Raw genomic sequence first — 20,580 nt, 5'->3', positions numbered from 1 at the left:
CACACACCATGAAGATCGAAGGACAAGCCGCGCTCGTGACCGGCGGCGCATCGGGCCTCGGCGAAGCCACCGCGCGCGAACTCGCGCGGCTGGGCGCCAAGGTGGCGGTGCTCGACCGCAACGCGGAGCTCGCCGAAAAAGTTGCCGCGGAGATTGGCGGCATCGCCTGCGTGTGCGACATCACCGACACCGAGAGCGTAAACGCCGCGCTCGACAAGGCCGCTGCAGCCCACGGGCCCGCGCGCATCCTGATGAACGTGGCGGGCATCGGCAGCGCGAAACGCATCGTCGGCAAGGACGGCACCCCGGCCCCGCTCGAAGACTTCGTGCGCGTGGTCAACATCAATCTGATCGGCGGCTACAACATGGCGCGCCTGTTCGCGGCGCGCTGCGCAAAGCTCGATGCGCTCGACAACGGCGAGAAGGGCGTGATGCTGTTCACCGCCTCGGTCGCCGCCTTCGACGGCCAGGTGGGCCAGCAGGCCTACAGCGCCTCCAAGGGCGGCCTGGTCGGCATGACACTGCCGATGGCGCGCGACCTGGCGCAGCACGCCATTCGCGTGTGCACCGTGGCGCCCGGCCTCTTTGCCACGCCGCTTTTGATGGAACTGCCCGAAGCCGTGCAGCAATCGCTGGCCGCGTCGATTCCGTTTCCGCCGCGCCTGGGCAAGCCCTCGGAGTTTGCCGAACTGGCCTGCCACGTCGTGACCAACGGGCACTTGAACGGCGAGGTGATTCGCCTCGACGGCGCCCTGCGCATGGCGCCGCGCTGATTCCAGCCCCAATAAACAGGAGACAAGACAATGACCAACAGACGTGAATTCGTGAAGGCACTCGGCGGCGCAGCCGCACTTGGCGCCCTCTATCCGCTCGGCGCATTCGCCCAGGCCGTGCAGCAGGCCAAGATCTACTACGGCTTTCCGGCCGGCAGCGCGGGCGACAGCGTGGCGCGCCGCGTGGCCGAGAAGCTCGGCGACACGCCGTACTCCAAGATCAACGCGGTGGTCGAGAACAAGCCGGGTGCGGGCGGGCGCATTGCGCTCGACACGCTCAAGACCTCGCCGGCCGACGGCTCGGTGCTGTGCCTCGCGCAGGCCTCGGCCCTGTCGACCTACCCGCACATCTATACCAAGCTGAGCTACGGCCTCGCGGACTTCGCGCCAATCTCGATCGGCGCCGTGATGACGCACGGCCTGGCCGTGGGCCCGATGGTGCCGGCCAGCGTGAAGACGCTGAAGGACTACGTCGCCTGGGCCAAGGCCAACCCCGGCCAGGCCAGCTACGGCTCGCCGGGCGCGGGCTCCACGCCGCACTTCCTGGGTGCGCTGCTGGGCCTGAACAGCGGCACCGACCTGCGCCACGTTCCGTACCGCGGCTCGCTGCCGGCCATCAACGACGTGGTGGGCGGGCAGATCGCCTCCAGCATGACGCCCGTGGGCGATTGCCTGCCCTTCGCCAAGGCCGGCAAGCTCCGAGTGCTCGCCACCTCGGGCGCACAGCGCCCGGCCTACCTGCCCGACGTGCCCACCTTCACCGAGCAGGGCTTCCCCGAAATCGTGGCCGACGAATGGTTCGGCTTCTTCGCGCCGGCCAAGACGCCTGCCAATGTGATCGCGGCGGCGAGCACGGCAATACAGGCCGCGCTCAAGGACAAGACCGTGGCCGAGGGCCTGCTCTCGGTCGGCCTGGTCGCGCACGGCTCCTCGCCCGAGGACATGAAGAAATCGCTCCAGGCCGAATACGAGCGCTGGGGTCCGCTGGTCAAGAAGATCGGCTTCACCGCCGAGTCCTGATACACCGATGGATTACCGGCCACGCCCCGAAGACCACCGCTTCATCCTGAACGCGGTGCTCAACGCACCATCGAAACTGAGCACGCTCGCGCCCTTCGCGGAGGTCGACGAGGCGCTGCAGGGCCAGGTGCTCGATGAAGCGGCGCGCTTCGTGGCCGAGGCGGTGGCGCCGTTGAACCGCGACGGGGACGAGATCGGCTGCCGTTTCAGCCAGGGTGAAGTCATCACGCCGCCGGGCTTTCGCGAGGCCTACCAAGCCTTGGTCGACGGCGGCTGGCCCAGCTTGTCGGCGGCGCCGGAAGACGGCGGCCAGGGCCTGCCGACCGTGCTCGAAGCCATCCTCTACGAATGGCTGAGCGCAGCCAACCACGGCCTCACGATGGCGCCAGGCCTGCTGCACGGCGCCTATGCCTGCCTCAAGCACCATGGCAGCGATGAGTTGCGCGCGCGCTATCTCCCGAAGATCGCAACCGGCGAGTGGCTCGCCACCATGTGCCTCACCGAAGCCCACGCCGGCAGCGACCTGGGCCAAGTGCGCACGCGCGCCGTGCCGCAGGCCGACGGCAGCCTGCACGTGAGCGGCGGCAAGATCTTCATCTCGGGCGGCGAGCACGACCTCACGCCGAACATCGTGCACCTGGTGCTCTGCCGCCTGCCCGATGCGCCCGCGGGGCCCAAGGGCCTGTCGCTAGTGCTGGTGCCCAAGGTGCTGCCCGATGGCGCGCGCAATGCGGTGCACTGCGAGCGCATCGAAGAAAAAATGGGCCTGCATGGCAGCCCGACCTGCGTCATGCGCTTCGACGAAGCCACCGGCTGGCTGGTCGGCGAGCCGGGACGCGGGCTGGCCGCGATGTTCGTGATGATGAATGCGGCGCGCCTGCACGTGGCCTTGCAGGGCATCGGCCTGCTCGACGCCGCTTGGCAAAAGGCCAATGCCTATGCGATGGAACGCCGCCAGATGCGGGCGCCCGGCGCTGTGCCGCCCAGCCGCGGCGGCGAGGCGGCGGACCTCATCGCCGAACACCCCGCGATCCGCCGCGTTCTCGATACGCAGCGCGCCTGGGTCGAAGCTGGTCGCACGCTCGCCTACCGCAGCGCGCTGATGCTCGACGTGGCCGCGCACGACGCCGACCCCAAGGCGCGAGAACGCGCGCAGCGCTGGTGCTCGCTGGTCACGCCGGTTCTGAAGGCCGCCTGCACGCAACAGGCTTTTCATGGCGCGAGCGAATGCCTCCAGGTGTTCGGCGGCCACGGCTACGTGCGTGAATGGGGCATCGAGCAGATCGTGCGCGACGCGCGCGTGACCATGATCTACGAGGGCACCAACGAGATCCAGGCCATCGATCTGCTGGTGCGCAAGGTGCTGCCCGACAACGGCGCCGGCATGTCGGCCGTGCTGCTCGAACTGCGCGACACGCTCGATGCATCGCGCGAGGCCGATGCCGACGTGCAGCGCCGGCTCGCGCAGCTGCGCTACCTGGGCACCACCATCGCGATGGCCGCGCACGCCAACCCGGTGCTGCCGTACGAAGTGGCCGACGACTATCTGCGCGTGGTGATGCTCACCTTGATGGCCTGGGCCTGGGCGCGCATCGACGCGGCCGAGGCATCGGATGCGGAGCGCGCTGCACGAGCCGGCCCGGCCGCGGCCTTCCGGCGCTGGGTGCTGCCCGAGTTCGAAATGCGGCTTGGCATCGTCAAGCGCGCCTGCGAAGGTGTTGCCATGTCGCACGACGCCGCAAAATCTCCGGTGGCGCGCGGCTAGCCGATGCACCCGCGTGGCCCGGCGCGGTTACGCTTGGGACCATGCCTCGACCCTCCAAGAACAGTTCCGCAAAAGCGGCGCCGCCTGCGGTTGCCAGTAACAAGTCCGACCGGCTCGATGCCCGCGTGCTGGAAGCCCTGGTCGGCTACAACGCGCGCCGCGCCTGGCTGATCATCACAGGCGTGTTTGCCGAACGCATGGCGCCGTACGGCCTCAAGCAGATCGATTTTTCGGTGCTCTCGCTGCTGGCGCACAACCCGGGCGCGACCTCGCGCCAGCTCTGCAACACGCTCGACATCCTGCCGCCCAACTTGGTGAGCCTGGTCGCCACGCTCGACAGCCGTGGACTCATCGAGCGCCGGCCGCATCCGCATGACGGCCGCGCGGTGGGGCTGCACCTCACCGAAGCGGGCGAAAAGCTGATCGGCGAGGCCGAGCAGACCGTGGCACAGCTCGAGGCCGAGGCCAGCGCACGGCTCACGGCGCGCGAACGCGAAACCCTGATCCGGCTGCTGCAGAAGATCTATCTCTAGCCTCGGCCCTCCTGGCTAGAGGCCGCGCTCCACCATATCGATCAGGCGCTGCCCCAGCGCATGGGTGGCTTCTGCATCCAGGTCTTTCAGCGGCCCTTCGATGATCAGCAGTGCCAGCCCGTGCACGGCCGACCAGGCCAAGTATTCGGCGTTCGGGCGCCGCGAAGCGTCGAGCGCGCCCGCATCGACCAGCCGGTCGATCGCGCTGCTCAGCAATTGGAACGGGTCCATGCCGCTCGCGCCCGCACGCCCCGGTCCCACCTCGCCCTGGGCATCTTCCGACGACACGAGAAAAGCCGTTTTGAACAACCCTGGCTCGGCCTGCGCAAAACGCAGGTAGGCGGTGCCGATGGCCCGCACCCGCGCCCGTGCGAAGTCGGCGGGTGGCTGGTCGCAGGGCAGCACCGCCAGTTCCTTTTCCATGGCGGTGGCGGCCGCCGACAGCGCCGCGGCGCGCACCGCCAGCAGCAGCTCGCGCCGGCTTGCGAAATGCCGGTACGCCGCGTTGGGCACCACGCCCGCACGCCGCGTCACTTCGCGAAGCGCCACCGCATCGGGGCCACCGTCGCGAGCCAGTTCGATGCCTGCATCGAGCAGCGCGCGGCGCAGGTCGCCGTGGCGATACGTGCTGCGGGCGGCGGGCACGCCGGGGTCTGGCGGAACGATGCGGGGGCTCATCAGGTTTCTCCATGTGGACAGTGTCCATTATGTCTGCTATTCTTTGTGGACGGTGTACACAAACTAGTAATTCCGTATGCGCGCAGGTCTCTGCGCATCCTTTCATCCTCAATCCAAAGGAAACGCCATGAAAGTCCAGTCTTACCTGTTCTTCGAAGGCCGTTGCGACGAAGCGATCGCTTTCTACAAAAAGGCGCTCGGCGCCGAAGTCGTTCAGCTCATGCGCTACAGCGAAGCACCGGCTGATGCACTCTCGGACAACACCGATGCCAGCTGCGCCGGCGCCGTGCCCGCACCCGACAAGGTGATGCACTCGGTGTTGCGCGTCGGCGAAACCGAGCTCATGCTCTCGGATGGCCAGTGCTCGGGCCAGGCGGAATTCAAGGGGATCATGCTGTCGATCACCGCCCCTACCGATGCCGACGCCCGTAAATGGTTCGATGCACTCGCCGACGGCGGCCAGGTGATGCAGCCGCTGATGCCGACCTTCTTCACCTCCAGCTTCGGCATGCTCACCGACCGCTTCGGCGTGGGCTGGCTGCTGGTGGTGCACGCTGGCCAGTAATCAATCACCGCGGCGGCCCCCGCCCCGTCCTTGCCCCTGGAGCCCCTTCATGCTCAAGAAAATCGCCCTCGTCATCCTCGCGCTGGCCGTGATCGTGCTGATCTATGCCGCGACCCGGCCCGACACCTTTCGCGTCGAACGCACGGCGCGCATCGCAGCGCCGGCCGAGAAGATCTTTCCGCTGATCAACGACTTTCACCTCTGGGGCGAATGGTCGCCCTACGAGAAGCTGGACCCGGGCATGAAGCGCACCTTCGGCGGCGAATCCGCCGGCCGGGGTGCGACCTATGCGTGGGAAGGCAACGACAAGGCGGGCGCGGGCCGCATGGAAATCGCCGAGTCGACGCCCTCTTCGAAGATCGCGATCAAGCTCGAATTCATCAAGCCCTTCGAAGTACGCAACATGGCCGAGTTCACGCTGCAGCCGCAGGGCGGCGCGACACAGGTCACCTGGGCCATGCACGGCCCGAGTCCTTACATCGCCAAGCTCATGGGCATCTTCTTCAATATGGACCAGATGATCGGCAAAGACTTCGAAACCGGCCTTGCCAACCTCAAGACGGCCTCCGAAAAGTAACCACTGAAAGGAAACACCATGTCTCCCATCCACGCTTACCTCACCTTCGACGGCAACGCAGCCGAAGCCATGCGCTTCTACGAGAAGACGCTCGGCGGCACCATGCAGATGATGATGACCATCGGCGAAGCGCCCGATACCGAGCAGATGCCGGCCGACGTCAAAAAGCGCATCATGCATGCGTCCCTTGCCTACGGCGATGGCATGCTCATGGCCTCCGACACCATGCCCGGCCAGACCTACGAAGGCATGAAGGGATTCGGCGTTGCACTGACCCTGGAGACCGTCGCCGAAGCGCGCCGCGTGTTCGACGCCTTCGCCGAGGGTGGCACCGTCTCCATGCCCTTCGAGAAAACATTCTGGGTCGAGGGCTTCGGCATGGTGACCGACCGCTTCGGCACGTCGTGGCTCATCAATGGCGGCAAGCCGCTGGTCTGAATCCACCTCACTCGCAATTTGCAGGAAATCATTCTTCATGACCGACACACTGGACAACAACCGCAAGCGCTGGCTTGCATTGATGGTGCTGTGCCTTGGCGTGCTGATGATCGTGCTCGACACCACGATCGTGAACGTGGCGCTGCCCTCGATCCGAACCGACCTGGGTTTCACCGAGACCTCGCTGGTCTGGGTGGTGAATGCCTACATGCTGACCTTCGGCGGCTTCCTGCTGCTGGGCGGGCGGCTGGGCGACCTGTACGGGCACCGCCGGATCTTCCTGATCGGCCTCGTGCTGTTCACGCTCGCGTCGCTGGCATGCGGCATCGCCAACTCGCAAGGTGTGCTGATTGCAGCGCGCGCGGTGCAGGGCCTGGGCGGGGCGGTGGTGTCTGCGGTGGCGCTCTCGCTCATCATGAACATCTTCACCGAGCCTGCCGACCGAGCGAAGGCGATGGGTGTCTACGGCTTTGTCTGCGCAGGCGGCGGCAGCATCGGCGTGCTGCTGGGCGGGCTGCTCACGAGCTCGCTGAGCTGGCACTGGATCTTTCTGGTCAACCTCCCGATCGGCGTGGCGGTCTATGCACTGTGCGTAGCCCTGCTGCCCAACGCGCGCGGCCAGGCGCACGGCGAGAAGCTCGACGTGGCGGGCGCCGTCACCGTCACGCTGTCGCTCATGCTCGCGGTCTACGGCGTGGTCAACGGCAACGAGGCCGGCTGGGGCTCTACGCAAACGCTGGGCCTGCTCGGCGCTGCGGTGGTGCTGCTCGCGATCTTCATCACCATCGAGGCGCGCGTGCAGCATCCGCTGATGCCGCTGGGCCTCTTCCGGCTGCGCAGCGTGTCGGTCGCCAACGTGGTGGGCGTGTTGTGGGCGGCGGCGATGTTCGCGTGGTTCTTCATTTCCGCGCTCTACATGCAGCTGGTGCTGAACTACACGCCGATGCAGATCGGCCTCGCCTTCCTGCCGGCCAACATCATCATGGCGGTGTTCTCGCTCGGCCTCTCGGCCAGGCTGGTGATGCGCTTCGGCATCCGCAAGCCGCTCGCGGCCGGGCTCTGGCTCGCGGCCATCGGCCTCGCGCTCTTCGCGCGCGCGCCCGTCAACGGCAGCTTTGTGATCGACGTGCTGCCCGGGATGATGCTGCTCGGCCTGGGTGCCGGCATGGCGTTCAACCCGGTGCTGCTCGCGGCCATGAGCGAGGTGAGCCCTACCGAATCGGGCCTGGCCTCGGGCGTGGTCAACACGGCCTTCATGATGGGCGGCGCACTCGGCCTCGCCGTTCTGGCCAGTGCCGCCGCAGCGCGCAGCAGTTCGATGCAAGCAGCCGGGGCACAGTTGCCTCTTGCGCTCACGGGCGGCTACAACCTTGCATTTCTTGTCGGCGCCGTGTTCGCGGCGCTGGCGGGTTTGATCGGGGCCTTGCTGCTTCGCACTGTGCCACCGGGGTCCACTCAGAACGACAAGAACAACGAGGGGGCCGCGGCATCCGCAGGCACGGAAAACCGTGCGGCGGCGTCCTGAAGGCGCGCCTTCGCGGCGGCCCCTGTTCTTTTTCTTCCTTCCGTTTCTTTCAAGGAGACTTTCTATGGCTCGCTATGTCGATGGCTTTCTCGTTCCCGTTCCCTCGAACAACATCGAGGCCTACCGCAAGCTGGCGCGCAAGGCCGGCAAGATCTGGATGGAATACGGCGCGCTCGAATACGTGGAGTGCATTGCCGACGACGTGAAGCCCGGCAAGCTCACCTCGTTTCCGCAAGCCGTGAAGCAGAAGACGGACGAAACGGTGGCGTTCTCGTGGATCGTCTACAAGTCGCGCAAGCACCGCGACGCAGTCAATGCCAAGGTCATGGCCGACCCGCGCATTGCCGCGATGGACCCGAAGACCATGCCCTTCGATGCAAAGCGGATGATGTTCGGCGGCTTCAAGTCGATCGTCGAGTTCTGATCTCGCCGGCCTCAGGCCAGGAAGCCGTCGTAGACGAGCTTCAGGCCCGTGAGCAGCATGCCCAGGTACACGAAGCGATAGAACCACGTCGCATTGATGCGCCGGGCAATGCGGATGCCAATCCAAACGCCGAGCGGTGCCAGCGGCATCAGCACCGCCGACGTGGCGAACGTGCGCAGGTCGAGGAGGCCGAGCCATGCGTAGGGAATCCATTTGCTCAGGTTCACCACGAAGAAGAAATACGCCATCGTGGCGGTGAACACCACCGGCTTGAGCCGCAGCGGAATCACGTAGGCGTTGACCGGCGGCCCGCCGGCGTGGGCGATGAAGCTCGTGAAGCCCGACACCGCCGTGAGCGCCGCGCCCACCACGCGCGAAGGCAGCGGATCGTCGGGCTTGGGCGGAAACACCAGCCGCTGAGCGAGAAACAGCAGGGTGAACACGCCGACGATGCCCGCCACGGTGTGGGCCGAGAGCGTGCGAAAGAGCAGCGTGCCGATCACCGTGCCGAGCAGCCCGAACGGAATCAGAAACTTCAGCAGCGCGCGGTCGAAGTCGTTCCGGAAAGCCGCCAGGCCGAGCAGGTCCATCAACAGCAGCAGCGGCATCAGGATGGCCGCCGCCTGCGGAACCGTGACCGCCAGCGCCATCAGCGGCACCGCGAGCGAACCGAAGCCGGCGCCGAAACCGCTCTTGCTGATGCCGAGCAGCAGCACGGCGGGGATGGCGACCGCGTAGAAATGCGGATCGGTGATGAGAGGGAAGGCCATGGAGAAAGAGGCGACGCAGGCAGAAAAAAGCCCGCTGGATCCGTGGGCGGGCCGTTCGAGCGTAGCAGGAAGGCGTGGGCTTTGCAGGCGTGCCAGGCGGTTGCCGAAAACTGTGCGTAAACGCACATACCGGCCGCCAGGGGCTCCGCACACTGGAACCGCAACCGTCGCACTCCCGCGGCGACCCCTCCACTTTCCAAGGATCCGCCATGAACAACCAGGCCGTAGCCGCCCCCTCCGCGCGTGCGCCGAACGCACCTGCACAGGCTTCCTCCCTCTCCCCCGCCACGCTGGACGACTCCGGCAAGCTGCTGCTGCGCGTGGTCATCGGCGTGCTCGTGCTGCTGCACGGCATCTTCAAGATCTCGGCCGGCGTGGGCTTCGTGAGCGCCATGCTGGTCAAGGCCGGCCTGCCGGGCGGGCTCGCCTACCTGGTGTACGTGGGCGAAATCGTCGCGCCGCTGCTCATGATCGCCGGCTTCTGGACCCGCGCCGCCGCCGGCGTGGTCGTCATCAACATGCTCGCGGCCTTCGGCCTCGTGCACATGGCCGACTTGTTCGCAATGACCAAGCAGGGCGGCTGGGCGCTCGAACTGCAGGGCCTGTACCTGTTCGGCGCACTCACCGTGGTGCTGCTGGGCGCGGGCCGCTTCAGCCTCGGCGGTCTGCGCGGCCGCTGGAACTGACCCGGCTTAGCCGGCGTCGCCTCTGACCTGCGAGACCATGCGCTCGAGGCGGGCGGCGTCGGCCACCAGCAGCGCCTTGCCGTCCTTCTGCAACACGCCGCTGCGCACCAGCACATTGAGCTCGCGAGTCACCTGCTCGCGGTTGGTGCTGATCTGGCTGGCAAGGGCCGCGTGCTTCGGCGCCGGCTCCAGCCGCGCCTGATTGCCCTCCACGCCGGTCGCGCGCGCAAGGCGCAGCAGTTCGGCATGCAGCCGGTTCTGTACTCCGAGCGTGCTCAGGTCGATCACGCGTTCGGAAAGCTGCCGCACCAGCGATGCCAGCCGCCGCATCACGCGCTCGGCCACCACGGGCTCCTCGCGCAGCAGGGCCATGAAGGCGGCCCGGTCCAGGCTGGCGAGCACGCTGGGTTCCAGCGTGACCACGTCGGCCGAACGCGGCCCGCCGTCGATGGCGGCAATGTCGCCGAAGTGTTCGCCGGCCTCCGGATCCCTGAAAGTGACCTGCCGCCCGTTGGCCGAATAGGTGGTCACCCGCACCCGGCCCGACACCAGCAGGAACACGTCGCCCTGCTGATCGGCGCGCAACAGCAGTGGCGTGCCGGCCTCCACGCTGTGCCACAGGCACTGCTGCGCCAGCAGGTCCAGGCGCTGGTCGGAGAGGCCTTCGAGCAGCGCGATGCGGCGCAGCGCGAGGCTGGATCGAGGGATGGTGGGCAATGGGGTCATGCGGGTCGGTAAGGGCGCGCGCATTATGCTCGGGTGCCGCTTCGAACCCGTTCATGGACAGACGTTCCCCCCACGCCCCTTCTCTGCTGAGACCGCCGACACGGCGCAATCTCCGCTGGGTGAGCGGGCTGGTGCTGATGGGCTATGTCACGGCGCACCTGCTGAACCATTCGCTGGGGATCTTCTCCTTTGCGGCAGCCGAAACCGTGCTGCGCGGCGTGCAGCAGTTCTGGCACAGCCTGCCGGGGACGCTGCTGCTGTACGGCGCTGCGGCCGTGCACCTGGCGCTGGCAGTCAACGCGCTGTGGGAGCGCCGCACGCTGCGCATGCCACCGCTCGAAGGCCTGCGCGTGCTGCTGGGTTTTGCACTGCCGCTGCTGCTGGCCACGCACCTGACCGCCATGCGCGGCGCCTATCTCGCCTACGGTATCGAGGGCTCCTACGTTCGTGTCGTCTGGGGGCTGTGGAACCTGCCGGGCGCCAGCGCGCAGTTCGCCTTGATGCTCGCGGCCTGGAGCCACGGCTGCCTGGGAGTGCACTTCGCGCTGCGGGCGCGGCCCGGCTACCGCCGCTTCTCCTATCTGCTGCTTGCTTTTGCGGTGGTATTGCCGCTCACGGCGGCGATGGGCTTCGTCTCGATGGGGCGCGAGTTCCAGTGGACCGGCGTGCCCCCCGCCGTGTTGCCGACGCCCGAACAAGGCAAGGCACTCAAGGCGGCCGAGGGTCACATCAAGTGGCTCTACGGCCTGGCGCTGCTCGCCTTGCTGGCGGCCCGCTGGGGACGCAACGGGTTCGCGCGCTGGTCTCGCCAGCCGTCCATCGCCTTGCGCTACCCCGACCGGACGGTGCATGTGCCACGCGGCTGGAGCGTGCTGGAAGCGAGCCGCTCGCACGGGATAGCGCACCTGTCGGTTTGCGGCGGACGGGCACGATGCTCGACCTGCCGCGTTCGCGTGCTCGGCCCAGCGGAACACACAGGCACGCCGGGCCGCGACGAGCAGCGAACGCTCGAACGCGTGCGTGCGCCGGGCGACGTGCGGCTCGCCTGCCAGCTGCGCCCGCGAGGCGACATCGAGGTGACGCCGCTGTTCTCGCCGCCGGCCAATGGGGGACGCCCCGCACCGGTCAGCAGCTTCGGCCGCGAGCGCGACGTGGCCATTCTGTTCGTGGACCTGCGACGCTGGTCGGGTTTGTCGGAGCGGCAATGGCCGTTCGATCTGGCCTATGTGCTCGACCGCTACTTCGCCACGGTGGGTGCGGCCGTACGCGAAAGCGGCGGCGTGCCGAACCAGTTCATCGGAGACAGTGTGATGGCGATCTTCGGACTCGAAACCGACCTGCCCACCGCATGCCGGCAGGCGCTGCACGCCACCGAGCTCATCGGCCAGCGCATGGATGCGTGGAGCGAAAGCTTCGAAGCACAGTTCGGGCAACGCCTCGAATTCGGCATGGGCCTGCATGCCGGCCGCGCGGCGGTGGGCGAAGTGGGTTATCTCGACACCACCACCTTCACCGCCATCGGCGAAGTGGTCAACACTGCGAGCCGGCTTCAGGACCACGCCAAGGCGGCCTCGTCGCGACTGGTGGTCTCGTTGTTTGCGGCGCAGCAGGCCGGCCTTGCGCACACGTTGGATGAAGTCGACGTGCTGCATGTGCGCGGCCGCTCGGAACCCCTGGCGGTGATCTGTTCACAGCCTGGATCGCCCCCGCGCCCTCTTTCGTGAGCCAGGCGGGGCCTTCGTCAGCCGGCGGGCCGGGCCGTGATGGTGGCCGCGCCTGGCGCCTTCGAGATGTCATAGCGCACGGGCAGAAAGCGCTCTATCACCGCGCAGTTGGTGCGCGTGTGCTCCGTCACTTCGCTGCACGTGAAAGTGCCCGCGCTGCCGCTTTGCCATGCGGCCAGGCCTAGCAGCAATGCCAGCTGGTCGGCAAGATGCGGTCCCACCGCGCCCTGGCTCTTCTGGAACTCGCGCAGCTCTTTCACCAGCGCATGCGCCACCTGCTCGGCGCTCAGCGTCTTCTCGCCGAACGCGGTAAACACCTCGGTCACGTGCTCGTAGGCCAGCGTGGCCAGCAATGCATTGCCGGGCCCTTCGTTCTGCCGCGCAGTACCCACCCGCAACTGTTCGCCGGACCAGCCCATGATCTTGCCCAGGGTCTCCAGCTCGCGCGCTGCCACGTGCCGCGCCAGCCCCGGGGCCAGGCACTCCGCATGGCCCGACAGCAGCGCGCCGCGCGCGACGAGATCGAAAGGCCGCAGCCCATCCACCGCGGGCACGATCGTCACTTCCACCTCGCCGCCGCCGGCGGGGTAGAAACCACAGCGGCGCAGCGTCAGTTGCAGGTCCGCGCCCAAGCGACGCACCAGCGGCGCGAAGGCACGCTCCAGAAAATGAAACGGCGGCGCCATCGGGTTGTGCGTACCGCCGTGCAGGTGCAACTGGCTCGGCGCGCCGGCCAGCAGCAGCGGCGGCAGCACCGTTTGCAGCACCAGCATGCAGCTGCCCGCACTGGCAATCGTGAAGCGGTACTCGCCGGCGCGTACCGGTCCGGGCACGAAGCGCAGCGATTGCGAACCAAGCTCGGCACCGTCGACTTGCGCACCGCTGATTTCGGCCGCGGCGTTTACGCACGCGAGGTGCTGGCGCATCAAGCCCGGCTTGGCGCGGCCCGCGCGAATGTTGTCGATGGCGACCGGCTGGCCCGTTGCCACTGAAAGGGCGAGGCTGGTGCGCAGAATCTGGCCGCCGCCTTCACCCTGGGAGCCGTCGAGTTCGATCATGGGCGGCCTCCTTCTTTGTAGTTGCTCATGAAAAATTCTTCTTCTGCCGCCCGATTCTTCGTTCATCGAATCAAGCGTGGGTGACGGTCACTTTGCCAGCACCGTCGAGTTCAAAAACATCCAGATCGTTGGCCAGGAATGCGTTGCCACGGTAGTGGGCCTGAGTCTCCGCCACCAGCGCCGCCATGCCCTCTGCGTTCTGGTGGCGCGGACTCAGGTGCGTGAGAACCAGGTTGGGCACGCCCGCGGCCTGCGCAGCTTCAGCCAGCAGGCGCGCGGAGCTGTGCATCGGACCCGGGCCGACCTTGTCGAGCACCTCCTGCGTATAGGTGGCTTCGTGCACCAGCAGCTGTGCGCCTTGGCAGGCGCCATACAGCAGCGCGGGGTCGGCGTTATCGCCGCCCAGCACGGCAGCCGCCGTGTCGACCTGCATTTCGGCAAAGTCGGCACTGCGCAGCACCGTACCGTTGAAGGGCACGTCCTCGCCGCCTTGCAATGCACGCCATGCAGGGCCGGGCGGCAGGCCGATGGCACGCAGCGCATCGGCCTTCAGCCGCACACGACGCGTTTCCACCTGCACGCGATAAGCATGGCTTGGCACACGGTGCCGCAGCACATGGCGCTCGATGCGAAGACCTGGTGCTCCGTACACAAGTGCCCGGGATTCGACATCCACGTGCTCGACCTCGTACGGCAGATGCAGGTCCGTCAGGCGGCGCGTGGCCTCGAACCATTCCCGCACCGGCAGAGGCGCAATCAGCTTCAGCGGCTTGCTCCGCCTGCCCATGCCGGCGCTCGCGAGCAGGCCCGGCAGGCCATAGCAATGGTCGCCGTGCACATGCGTGATGCAGACAGCCGCCATGTCATTCAGCGACAGTGGCGTTTGCTGCAGCCGATGCTGCGTGCCCTCGCCGCAGTCGACGAGGAACCAGTCGGCGCCGAGCACGGATTGCACCGCAAGGCCGGAGACGTTGCGCTGGCGCGTGGGAGTGCCCGAGGACGTCCCCAGGAAGGTGAGCTTCAGCATTCCGAATCGTCCTCTGCTTTTCGCGCCAGGGCTTTGGCCGCGGCCTTCGACGCTTCGTATTCCCAGCTTCCATAGCTGTCGCCGCTGTTGGCCACAAATGCTTGCAGCCGTTCGATCTGCGCGGGTCCGGCCCAATGGCCCATGACTTCGATCGCGACCACGCGCAGGCTGCGCCACTTGCTCTGCAAGGCGGCCTCCACCTGTGCCAGTGAGTCCGCCGTTGGCTTCTTCGTCGCCAGTGCGCGCAACCTCGCCACCTCGTCACCCAGCAGATTCGCGCCTTCGTTGCGAAGCGCTGCCTCGCGCAGCGCGCGCCGGGCCTGTCGGCACGCACGGCACCGAACGGCCTGGCTGTACACCGAGCCTTGCGCGACCTCGTGCCACCACTTCTGCTGCTTGGCCGTCCACACCTCTTGTGCGCCGCAATCGCGACAGGTGTAGGCCCGATCGAGATAGAAATCCGGCACCTCGCCAAAGGTGGTGTTGTAGTGCGCGAGCCGCGACTTGTCGGCCATGGCCATGCCCGGCACGAGTCCGCCTGCCGACAGCTGCCGGGCGTCTTGCGTGCGCAGCTTCGCCTTGAGGTCGGCGGCGCGTTCGAGGCGACGGGCCTTGATTTCGGCGCGCCTCTGCTTGTTGCTTTTCATGATCGAAGACTCGCCATGCGAGCACCTGTTTTTCTACTTGGTTGACGGTTGTTCTCTCAGCCGTTCAGCCGCTTAGTCATCATCCCTTCACGCACACCACCTGCTTGAGCGTGTACACCACCTCCACCAGATCCTTCTGCGCCTCCATCACCGCGTCGATGTCCTTGTAGGCCATCGGAATCTCGTCGATCACGTCGGCGTCCTTGCGGCATTCCACGCCTTTGGTGGCGGCGATCTGGTCGGCAATGGTGAAGAGCTTCTTCGCCTTGGTTCGGCTCATGACTCGGCCCGCACCGTGGCTGCAGCTCATGAAGCTCTCGGGGTTGCCCTTTCCGCGCACGATGTAGCTCTTGGCACCCATGCTGCCGGGAATGATCCCGAGCTCGCCGGCCTTGGCGCTCACCGCGCCCTTGCGCGTGACGAGCACGTCTTCGCCGAAATGCGTTTCGCGGCTCACGTAGTTGTGGTGGCAGTTGACCGCTTCCACGTGCGCCTCGAAAGACTTGGTGATGACCTTGCGCGCGGCCGCGACCACGCGCTGCATCATCACTTCGCGGTTGGCACGCGCGAACTTCTGGGCCCAGCCCACCGCACGCACGTAGTCGCCGAAGTACTTGGCGCCTTCTTCGAAGTACGCCAGGTCCTGATCGGGCAGGTTGCGCTGGTGCAGTTCGGCGTCTTTCTTCGCGAGTTCGATGAAGTGCGTACCGATGGCATTCCCCACGCCGCGCGAACCCGAATGCAGCATGAACCACACCGCGCCCGCTTCGTCCAGGCACACCTCGATGAAGTGGTTGCCGGTACCCAGCGTTCCCAGGTGCTTGTGGTTGTTGGTGTTCTTGATGCGCGGGTAGTCCTCGCAGATCGCATCGAACTCGTCCACCAGCTTGGCCCAGGCCGCATCGGTTTCATCGGGCGGCGTTTCCCACGAGCCCTTGTCGCGGCCCATGCGCTTCGGGTTGCTTCCGTGCGGCACGGCCTTTTCGATCGCCGAGCGCAGCGGGCCCAGGTTATCGGGCAGGTCGCGCGCATTGAGCGTGGTCTTGCACGCCATCATTCCGCAGCCGATGTCCACACCCACCGCGGCCGGGATGATGGCCTTGAAGGTCGGGATCACCGAGCCCACGGTGGCGCCGATGCCGTAGTGCACGTCGGGCATGGCCGCGATGTGCTTGAACACGATCGGCAGGCGGGCGGCGTTCTCGAGCTGCTTTTGCGCTTCGTCTTCCACGGGGACGCCGTTCGTCCACATCTTGACGGGGACGCCGTTGGCTACTTCGTGCAGTTTGTAGTTCTGTTTCATTTTTTCTCTCTATCTATTCTTCACGACTGTCTGATTCAAGCGCTGGATTCGATATCCGCACTTGCCAAATAAAAAAGGTGACGAGGAGCGACGGGTTGTTAGCTGAGCTATCTACCGAAGCAGACCGGGGTTGAACATTCACCTCAAAACAAAAAGCAGCGACAAAAATCGGCGAAACAGTCGTGCTCTACCACTGAGCTACGGTCTTGCGACCGGCGGGATTCGAACCCGCGACCCCGAGCGTTGAAGGCTGTAGTTCCGCCAGCATTCGCTGCAAAAAGCAGTGCGACAAGGATGGCAAGACGTAGACCACGCCGGAGACCGGCGCCGGGAGTCGAACCCTGGTCGCACCAGATGTAGTCCTGCCTGCATTCGCACAAAAACTCATTCATTCATCCCCGTTCGGCGACCAACAATCGATGCGAGGAAGAACATTTTTTCGATGTACTCGCATCTGCATTCGCCGAACGACGACGTTCAATTCATTTCGGATCGGGCACCGCAGGCCGAAGCCCACGGCACCCTCTCGCTCGTTTCTCAGATCGAAGTCTCTTCGATCACACCCACCCAGTGGTCGGCGCCCAGGCCACCCGCGGCGTACACCGCCAGCAGCTTGAACACTTCGTCGCTGAAGCCGCCGATGTTCAGCACATCGTCACGCTCCTGCGCCTGGGTGGTCGCATAGGGCTGGATGTCGATGCACACCATCCGCGCCTTCGGGTTGCGTTGCTTGAACGCAGCCCACTCCTGCATGGTCGCGGTTCCGCGGCCACGTGCAGGGTCGGCCCACGATTCGTTGTCCGACACCAGCACCACCAGATCGGCTTGCGCCTTCTCCTTGTTCAGCAGCGCCAGGGGCGCGCTGCACGAGGTTCCGCCACCACCCACCGCCGCCAGCTTGGCCGCGTTGGTCATCACCGAATCACGCGGATTCAGCTTCAGCGACACCACCTTCGTCTCGAAGGGCAGCACGCGCGCATCCGCATTGCGGCGCAGCACGGCGGCAGCCACCAGAGCGGCCACGTCGATGCAGCGCACCGCCGAAGTCGCCGAACCGCGGTGGCCCGTCACGGGCGAGCTCATCGAGCCCGACACGTCGGGGCACACAACCACGCGGCCCTCGAATGCCGGCACGTTGGCCAGCGCGAGTTCCATCGCGTCCTGCAGCGCTTCCTTCACCACGTGCGGCACCTCGGCGCCAGTTGCGGTGAAGGCCGCCATCAGCTGGTACGGCAGCACGCGCGCCTTGGCCACCGCCTGCGGGTCACATAGCTTGGCCGCCACCGCCTCCGCGAGGCCCGGCAGCTCGAACACGCCGTGGCGCGCAAAGGTGTTCAGGTTCTGGCGCACCATCTGCCACGATCCACGCTGCGCGATCTGCGCCCAGGCCTGGGCGTCCAGCTCCAGCGCGGTCAGCATCTGGAACGGCACGTCGGGCACCGGTTGAGTACGGTCACGCTTGAAGCGTTCGAAAGCCTGCGTCACGGGAGGCAGCGCCTCCAGCGCATACGGACGATCGATCAGCCATGCGAACCATGCGGCGCGCCAGGCTTCGGCGGGCTTGGGGTGAACCATCTTCACCACATCGGCCAGCGAGGGCGTGTTGCCCACGGCAGCATTGAGCAGCTGCGCCTCGGTCGCTTCGAGCAGCCATTGCTGCACGAGCTTCTTCGGACGCGTGCCGAGCGACTTGCGGCCCACCGCGCCGCTGCGCAGCATCTGCACGAAGTTGCGCAGCATCTTGCCGTTGTCGACCACGCGGGGGAACACCTTGGCGAGCAGCGCCACGTCGCGCACGGCCAGCGTGGCGGCCAGCAGCGCGGGCATGTCCTTCATGTGGCCGGCGCGGCGGGCATACACGGCCGTCTTGGCCACGAACACCGGATCGACTTCGCGGGCCAGGGACAGCACGGTATCGAGCTGGTCCTGCGCTTGTGCGTAGAAAGTGCTGTTCAGGCAACCGGTGGCCGCGAGCTGCGCCAGCTGATGCTTGGGCGACAGCGAATAAGCCACGCCGCCCGCTTCGTTGAGCGCGTTGCCCGCAGGCAGTTGCGCGCCGCGGCGGGTGTTGAAAAGTTGAAGGTTTGCCATAGTGACTTCTCCTCGGATTCTTTTTTGCGTTTTCGTATTTGGGTATGCACTCCTTATTGCAACGGGTGTGCCAACTACCGGCCACTAAGCGCAGCGGGCATTCAAACCCTTGATTTCAAAAGAGATTTTTTGATCAAGGACAGACTGCATCGACTTTCGGATGCAGTTTTTATCCGAAGTTCTTATAATTTTGGATAGTCTTTTATCCAAACCAATGAAGAAACCCACCGTCGTCATCGGCTTCCTCGGCACGCAGCTCGACGCCGGACAAGGCACCGGCCGATGGGAGAAGTGGCGCCCCACGGTCTCGCTGGCCCAGCACGACGACATGGTCGTCGCGCGCATGGAGCTGCTCTACACGCTCAAGCACAAGGCGCTTGCCGAGGTGGTCAGGGCCGACATCGCCACCGTGTCGCCCGAGACGCAGGTCAACCTCGTTCCCGTCGACTTGGAGGACCCCTGGGATTTCGGCGAGGTCTACACCCGCCTCTACGACTGGGCGCGCGCCTATCCTTTCGACACCGAGCGCGAGCAGTACTGGGCGCACATCACCACCGGCACGCACGTGGCGCAGATCTGCATGTTCCTGCTGGCCGAATCGCGCGTGGTTCCGGGCGTGCTTGCGCAGACCTCGCCGCCCAAGCGGCAGCGCGCGGGCAATCCGGGCGAGATCGCGCTGATCGATCTCGACCTGTCGCGCTACGACGCCATCGCGCGGCGCTTCGATGCCGAGCAGCGCGATGCGGTCGCCTTCCTGAAGAGCGGCATCGCCACGCGCAACGCTCGCTTCAATGCGCTCATCGACGAGATCGAGCGCGTGGCCGTACGTTCGCGCGCGCCAATATTGCTGGTGGGTCCGACCGGCGCGGGCAAGTCGTTCCTGGCTCGGCGCATGTTCGAGCTCAAGCAGGCGCGCCACCAGGTGACGGGCGCCTTCGTTGAAGTCAACTGCGCCACGCTCCGCGGCGACGGTGCCGCATCCACGCTGTTCGGCCACAAGAAGGGCGCGTTCACCGGCGCGGCGGGCGAGCGCGCGGGCCTGCTGCGGACGGCGCACCAGGGTGCGCTCTTTCTCGACGAGATCGGCGAACTCGGGCTGGACGAACAGGCCATGCTGCTCAAGGCCATCGAGGAAAAGCGCTTCTTCCCGGTCGGCGCCGACAAGGAAGTGGAAAGCGACTTCCAGCTCATTGCCGGCACCAACCGCGATCTGCGCAGCGACGTGGCGGGCGGGCGTTTTCGCGAAGACTTGTTCGCGCGCATCAATCTCTGGACCTACGACCTGCCCGGCCTCGCGCAGCGGCCTGAAGACATCGAACCGAACATCGACCACCTGCTGGCCATTCACGCGAGCGAGAACCATCGCGTGGTGCGTTTCAACGCCGAAGCGCGCGCGGCCTACCTGCGGTTTGCGCAGAGCGCCGAGGCCCTGTGGTGCGGCAACTTTCGCGACCTCTCGGCCAGCGTGACACGGCTAGCCACGCTGGCGGACGGCGGGCGCATTCCGGTGGCGCTGGTCGAGGCCGAGATCGCACGGCTGCGGTGGCTATGGAACCGCGAAGGCCCGAGGAGCGGGCACGGCGGCACTGCGGATGTCGACCTCGATGCCCTGCTCGGCGATGACCGCGCGGCCGCGCTCGACCTGTTCGACCGGCTGCAACTGGAGGCGGTGGTGCGCGTGTGCCGCGAGTCGCGCAGCCTGTCGAATGCGGGGCGGCAACTTTTTCAGGCATCCCGCGCGCAGCGCAGCGTGGTGAACGATGCCGACCGGCTGCGAAAGTACCTTGCAAAGCATGGGCTCGAATGGAGCCGCATCGCCGCAGGCTGAGCTATCCTCCGCCGGAGCGGCCGGCTTCAGCCGCACTCCAAGGAGGAAACTCATGCCGCTGACACTGCTCCTGCGCTGCCACGATCTGGCCCAGACCCAGCGCTTCTACGTCGATGCTCTCGGCTTCACGGCCGTGCATTCGGCAGACAACACCTTGACGGTCGAGAAGCAGGGCGGCAAGCTCATCTTCACGCAGCAGGATCTCTGGAAGAGCCCGCCCACGTGCTCCGGCACCTTCTATTTCGCCATGGCGGATGCGGCTGCCTATTACGCCGCCGTCAAAGACAAGGCTTCCATTGCCTGGCCGCTGCAGCAGATGCCCTACGGCTCCAGCGAGTTCGGCGTTGTGGACTGCAACGGCTATCACCTTGCGTTCCGGCAGCAGGCGTGAGCGGCCGGTCCGGAAGGCGCCCCATGCGGCC

21 protein-coding genes are annotated in these 20,580 nt (G+C 66.4%); 13 read left to right on the top strand and 8 right to left on the bottom strand.

The annotated features are described in order from the left end of the window. Positions 1-8: 8 nt before the first annotated feature. The 4 genes from ASC78_RS14840 to ASC78_RS14825 are packed head-to-tail and all read left to right on the top strand — an operon-like array spanning position 9 to position 4,091. Complete coding sequence (locus ASC78_RS14840; protein WP_055802623.1) at positions 9-773, top strand: SDR family NAD(P)-dependent oxidoreductase; 765 nt, start codon at positions 9-11, stop codon at positions 771-773. Between the two features lie 30 nt (positions 774-803). Continuing rightward, positions 804-1,793: a Bug family tripartite tricarboxylate transporter substrate binding protein gene (locus tag ASC78_RS14835; protein ID WP_055802621.1), complete on the top strand. Its 990-nt coding sequence runs from the start codon at positions 804-806 to the stop codon at positions 1,791-1,793. Between the two features lie 7 nt (positions 1,794-1,800). Then, complete coding sequence (locus ASC78_RS14830; RefSeq protein ID WP_055802619.1) at positions 1,801-3,558, top strand: acyl-CoA dehydrogenase family protein; 1,758 nt, start codon at positions 1,801-1,803, stop codon at positions 3,556-3,558. 41 nt (positions 3,559-3,599) lie between these two features. Then, positions 3,600-4,091 (top strand): MarR family winged helix-turn-helix transcriptional regulator, encoded by a 492-nt coding sequence (locus ASC78_RS14825; RefSeq protein ID WP_055802616.1) that lies wholly within the window; start codon positions 3,600-3,602, stop codon positions 4,089-4,091. A 15-nt stretch (positions 4,092-4,106) separates the two neighbouring features. On the opposite strand, the gene ASC78_RS14820 is transcribed toward ASC78_RS14825, so the two are convergent. Beyond that, positions 4,107-4,769 (bottom strand): TetR/AcrR family transcriptional regulator, encoded by a 663-nt coding sequence (locus ASC78_RS14820; RefSeq protein WP_055802614.1) that lies wholly within the window; start codon positions 4,767-4,769, stop codon positions 4,107-4,109. Between the two features lie 127 nt (positions 4,770-4,896). On the opposite strand from ASC78_RS14820, the gene ASC78_RS14815 reads away from it, so the two are divergent. From ASC78_RS14815 to ASC78_RS14795, 5 genes are all read left to right on the top strand, one after another. Next, positions 4,897-5,334, top strand: coding sequence for a VOC family protein (locus ASC78_RS14815; RefSeq protein ID WP_055802613.1), 438 nt, complete (start codon positions 4,897-4,899; stop codon positions 5,332-5,334). A gap of 49 nt (positions 5,335-5,383) precedes the next feature. After that, complete coding sequence (locus ASC78_RS14810; RefSeq protein WP_055802610.1) at positions 5,384-5,911, top strand: SRPBCC family protein; 528 nt, start codon at positions 5,384-5,386, stop codon at positions 5,909-5,911. An 18-nt stretch (positions 5,912-5,929) separates the two neighbouring features. Beyond that, complete coding sequence (locus ASC78_RS14805) at positions 5,930-6,349, top strand: VOC family protein (protein ID WP_055802609.1); 420 nt, start codon at positions 5,930-5,932, stop codon at positions 6,347-6,349. Positions 6,350-6,386: 37 nt separating this feature from the next. After that, positions 6,387-7,874, top strand: coding sequence for a DHA2 family efflux MFS transporter permease subunit (locus ASC78_RS14800; protein WP_055802607.1), 1,488 nt, complete (start codon positions 6,387-6,389; stop codon positions 7,872-7,874). 64 nt (positions 7,875-7,938) lie between these two features. Then, positions 7,939-8,298, top strand: a complete 360-nt coding sequence (locus ASC78_RS14795; RefSeq protein WP_055802605.1) for a DUF1428 domain-containing protein — start codon at positions 7,939-7,941, stop codon at positions 8,296-8,298. An 11-nt stretch (positions 8,299-8,309) separates the two neighbouring features. Here ASC78_RS14795 and ASC78_RS14790 read toward each other — a convergent pair whose 3' ends face one another. Further along, on the bottom strand, positions 8,310-9,068 hold the full coding sequence (locus ASC78_RS14790; RefSeq protein WP_055802603.1) for a sulfite exporter TauE/SafE family protein: 759 nt from the start codon (positions 9,066-9,068) through the stop codon (positions 8,310-8,312). A 209-nt stretch (positions 9,069-9,277) separates the two neighbouring features. On the opposite strand from ASC78_RS14790, the gene ASC78_RS14785 reads away from it, so the two are divergent. After that, positions 9,278-9,754: a DoxX family protein gene (locus ASC78_RS14785; RefSeq protein WP_082517547.1), complete on the top strand. Its 477-nt coding sequence runs from the start codon at positions 9,278-9,280 to the stop codon at positions 9,752-9,754. Between the two features lie 6 nt (positions 9,755-9,760). Here ASC78_RS14785 and ASC78_RS14780 read toward each other — a convergent pair whose 3' ends face one another. Continuing rightward, positions 9,761-10,504, bottom strand: coding sequence for a Crp/Fnr family transcriptional regulator (locus tag ASC78_RS14780; RefSeq protein ID WP_082517546.1), 744 nt, complete (start codon positions 10,502-10,504; stop codon positions 9,761-9,763). Positions 10,505-10,533: 29 nt separating this feature from the next. On the opposite strand from ASC78_RS14780, the gene ASC78_RS14775 reads away from it, so the two are divergent. Then, a complete protein-coding gene (locus tag ASC78_RS14775; protein ID WP_055802599.1) occupies positions 10,534-12,204 on the top strand; it encodes an adenylate/guanylate cyclase domain-containing protein in 1,671 nt (556 codons plus the stop codon). Positions 12,205-12,221: 17 nt separating this feature from the next. Here the strand turns inward: ASC78_RS14775 and rtcA are convergent, their stop codons facing one another. From rtcA to ASC78_RS14750, 5 genes are all read right to left on the bottom strand, one after another. Further along, positions 12,222-13,262 carry an RNA 3'-terminal phosphate cyclase gene (gene rtcA / locus ASC78_RS14770; RefSeq protein ID WP_055802597.1) on the bottom strand — a complete coding sequence of 347 codons (1,041 nt, stop codon included), beginning with the start codon at positions 13,260-13,262 and terminating at the stop codon, positions 12,222-12,224. A gap of 70 nt (positions 13,263-13,332) precedes the next feature. After that, positions 13,333-14,289, bottom strand: a complete 957-nt coding sequence (locus ASC78_RS14765; protein WP_055802596.1) for a ribonuclease Z — start codon at positions 14,287-14,289, stop codon at positions 13,333-13,335. Next, on the bottom strand, positions 14,283-14,936 hold the full coding sequence (locus tag ASC78_RS14760; RefSeq protein ID WP_082517545.1) for a zinc-ribbon domain containing protein: 654 nt from the start codon (positions 14,934-14,936) through the stop codon (positions 14,283-14,285). The genes ASC78_RS14765 and ASC78_RS14760 overlap by 7 nt, the downstream gene beginning before the upstream one ends. A gap of 79 nt (positions 14,937-15,015) precedes the next feature. Continuing rightward, complete coding sequence (locus ASC78_RS14755; RefSeq protein ID WP_055802592.1) at positions 15,016-16,239, bottom strand: RtcB family protein; 1,224 nt, start codon at positions 16,237-16,239, stop codon at positions 15,016-15,018. A gap of 537 nt (positions 16,240-16,776) precedes the next feature. Then, positions 16,777-18,330 carry an RNA-binding protein gene (locus tag ASC78_RS14750; RefSeq protein ID WP_055802590.1) on the bottom strand — a complete coding sequence of 518 codons (1,554 nt, stop codon included), beginning with the start codon at positions 18,328-18,330 and terminating at the stop codon, positions 16,777-16,779. 214 nt (positions 18,331-18,544) lie between these two features. Here ASC78_RS14750 and rtcR point away from each other — a divergent pair, with 214 nt between their 5' ends. After that, positions 18,545-20,158, top strand: coding sequence for an RNA repair transcriptional activator RtcR (gene rtcR, locus ASC78_RS14745; RefSeq protein ID WP_055802587.1), 1,614 nt, complete (start codon positions 18,545-18,547; stop codon positions 20,156-20,158). Positions 20,159-20,210: 52 nt separating this feature from the next. Next, positions 20,211-20,549: a VOC family protein gene (locus tag ASC78_RS14740; protein WP_055802586.1), complete on the top strand. Its 339-nt coding sequence runs from the start codon at positions 20,211-20,213 to the stop codon at positions 20,547-20,549. The last annotated feature ends 31 nt before the right edge of the window (positions 20,550-20,580 follow it).

Origin of the sequence: Variovorax sp. Root318D1, from assembly GCF_001424835.1 — a bacterium.
GTDB lineage: Bacteria > Pseudomonadota > Gammaproteobacteria > Burkholderiales > Burkholderiaceae_C > Variovorax.
Note: the sequence above shows the minus strand (reverse complement) of the source record. Positions and strands in the feature narration are given on the sequence as shown.

Excerpts from the sequence above, each read along its gene's own strand:
- ASC78_RS14840 (WP_055802623.1), top strand. The coding sequence starts at position 9 with ATGAAGATCGAAGGACAAGCCGCGCTCGTGACCGGCGGCGCATCGGGC.
- ASC78_RS14835 (WP_055802621.1), top strand. The coding sequence starts at position 804 with ATGACCAACAGACGTGAATTCGTGAAGGCACTCGGCGGCGCAGCCGCA.
- ASC78_RS14830 (WP_055802619.1), top strand. The coding sequence starts at position 1,801 with ATGGATTACCGGCCACGCCCCGAAGACCACCGCTTCATCCTGAACGCG.
- ASC78_RS14825 (WP_055802616.1), top strand. The coding sequence starts at position 3,600 with ATGCCTCGACCCTCCAAGAACAGTTCCGCAAAAGCGGCGCCGCCTGCG.
- ASC78_RS14820 (WP_055802614.1), bottom strand. The coding sequence starts at position 4,769 with ATGAGCCCCCGCATCGTTCCGCCAGACCCCGGCGTGCCCGCCGCCCGC.
- ASC78_RS14815 (WP_055802613.1), top strand. The coding sequence starts at position 4,897 with ATGAAAGTCCAGTCTTACCTGTTCTTCGAAGGCCGTTGCGACGAAGCG.
- ASC78_RS14810 (WP_055802610.1), top strand. The coding sequence starts at position 5,384 with ATGCTCAAGAAAATCGCCCTCGTCATCCTCGCGCTGGCCGTGATCGTG.
- ASC78_RS14805 (WP_055802609.1), top strand. The coding sequence starts at position 5,930 with ATGTCTCCCATCCACGCTTACCTCACCTTCGACGGCAACGCAGCCGAA.
- ASC78_RS14800 (WP_055802607.1), top strand. The coding sequence starts at position 6,387 with ATGACCGACACACTGGACAACAACCGCAAGCGCTGGCTTGCATTGATG.
- ASC78_RS14795 (WP_055802605.1), top strand. The coding sequence starts at position 7,939 with ATGGCTCGCTATGTCGATGGCTTTCTCGTTCCCGTTCCCTCGAACAAC.
- ASC78_RS14790 (WP_055802603.1), bottom strand. The coding sequence starts at position 9,068 with ATGGCCTTCCCTCTCATCACCGATCCGCATTTCTACGCGGTCGCCATC.
- ASC78_RS14785 (WP_082517547.1), top strand. The coding sequence starts at position 9,278 with ATGAACAACCAGGCCGTAGCCGCCCCCTCCGCGCGTGCGCCGAACGCA.
- ASC78_RS14780 (WP_082517546.1), bottom strand. The coding sequence starts at position 10,504 with ATGCGCGCGCCCTTACCGACCCGCATGACCCCATTGCCCACCATCCCT.
- ASC78_RS14775 (WP_055802599.1), top strand. The coding sequence starts at position 10,534 with ATGGACAGACGTTCCCCCCACGCCCCTTCTCTGCTGAGACCGCCGACA.
- rtcA (WP_055802597.1), bottom strand. The coding sequence starts at position 13,262 with ATGATCGAACTCGACGGCTCCCAGGGTGAAGGCGGCGGCCAGATTCTG.
- ASC78_RS14765 (WP_055802596.1), bottom strand. The coding sequence starts at position 14,289 with ATGCTGAAGCTCACCTTCCTGGGGACGTCCTCGGGCACTCCCACGCGC.
- ASC78_RS14760 (WP_082517545.1), bottom strand. The coding sequence starts at position 14,936 with ATGAAAAGCAACAAGCAGAGGCGCGCCGAAATCAAGGCCCGTCGCCTC.
- ASC78_RS14755 (WP_055802592.1), bottom strand. The coding sequence starts at position 16,239 with ATGAAACAGAACTACAAACTGCACGAAGTAGCCAACGGCGTCCCCGTC.
- ASC78_RS14750 (WP_055802590.1), bottom strand. The coding sequence starts at position 18,330 with ATGGCAAACCTTCAACTTTTCAACACCCGCCGCGGCGCGCAACTGCCT.
- rtcR (WP_055802587.1), top strand. The coding sequence starts at position 18,545 with ATGAAGAAACCCACCGTCGTCATCGGCTTCCTCGGCACGCAGCTCGAC.
- ASC78_RS14740 (WP_055802586.1), top strand. The coding sequence starts at position 20,211 with ATGCCGCTGACACTGCTCCTGCGCTGCCACGATCTGGCCCAGACCCAG.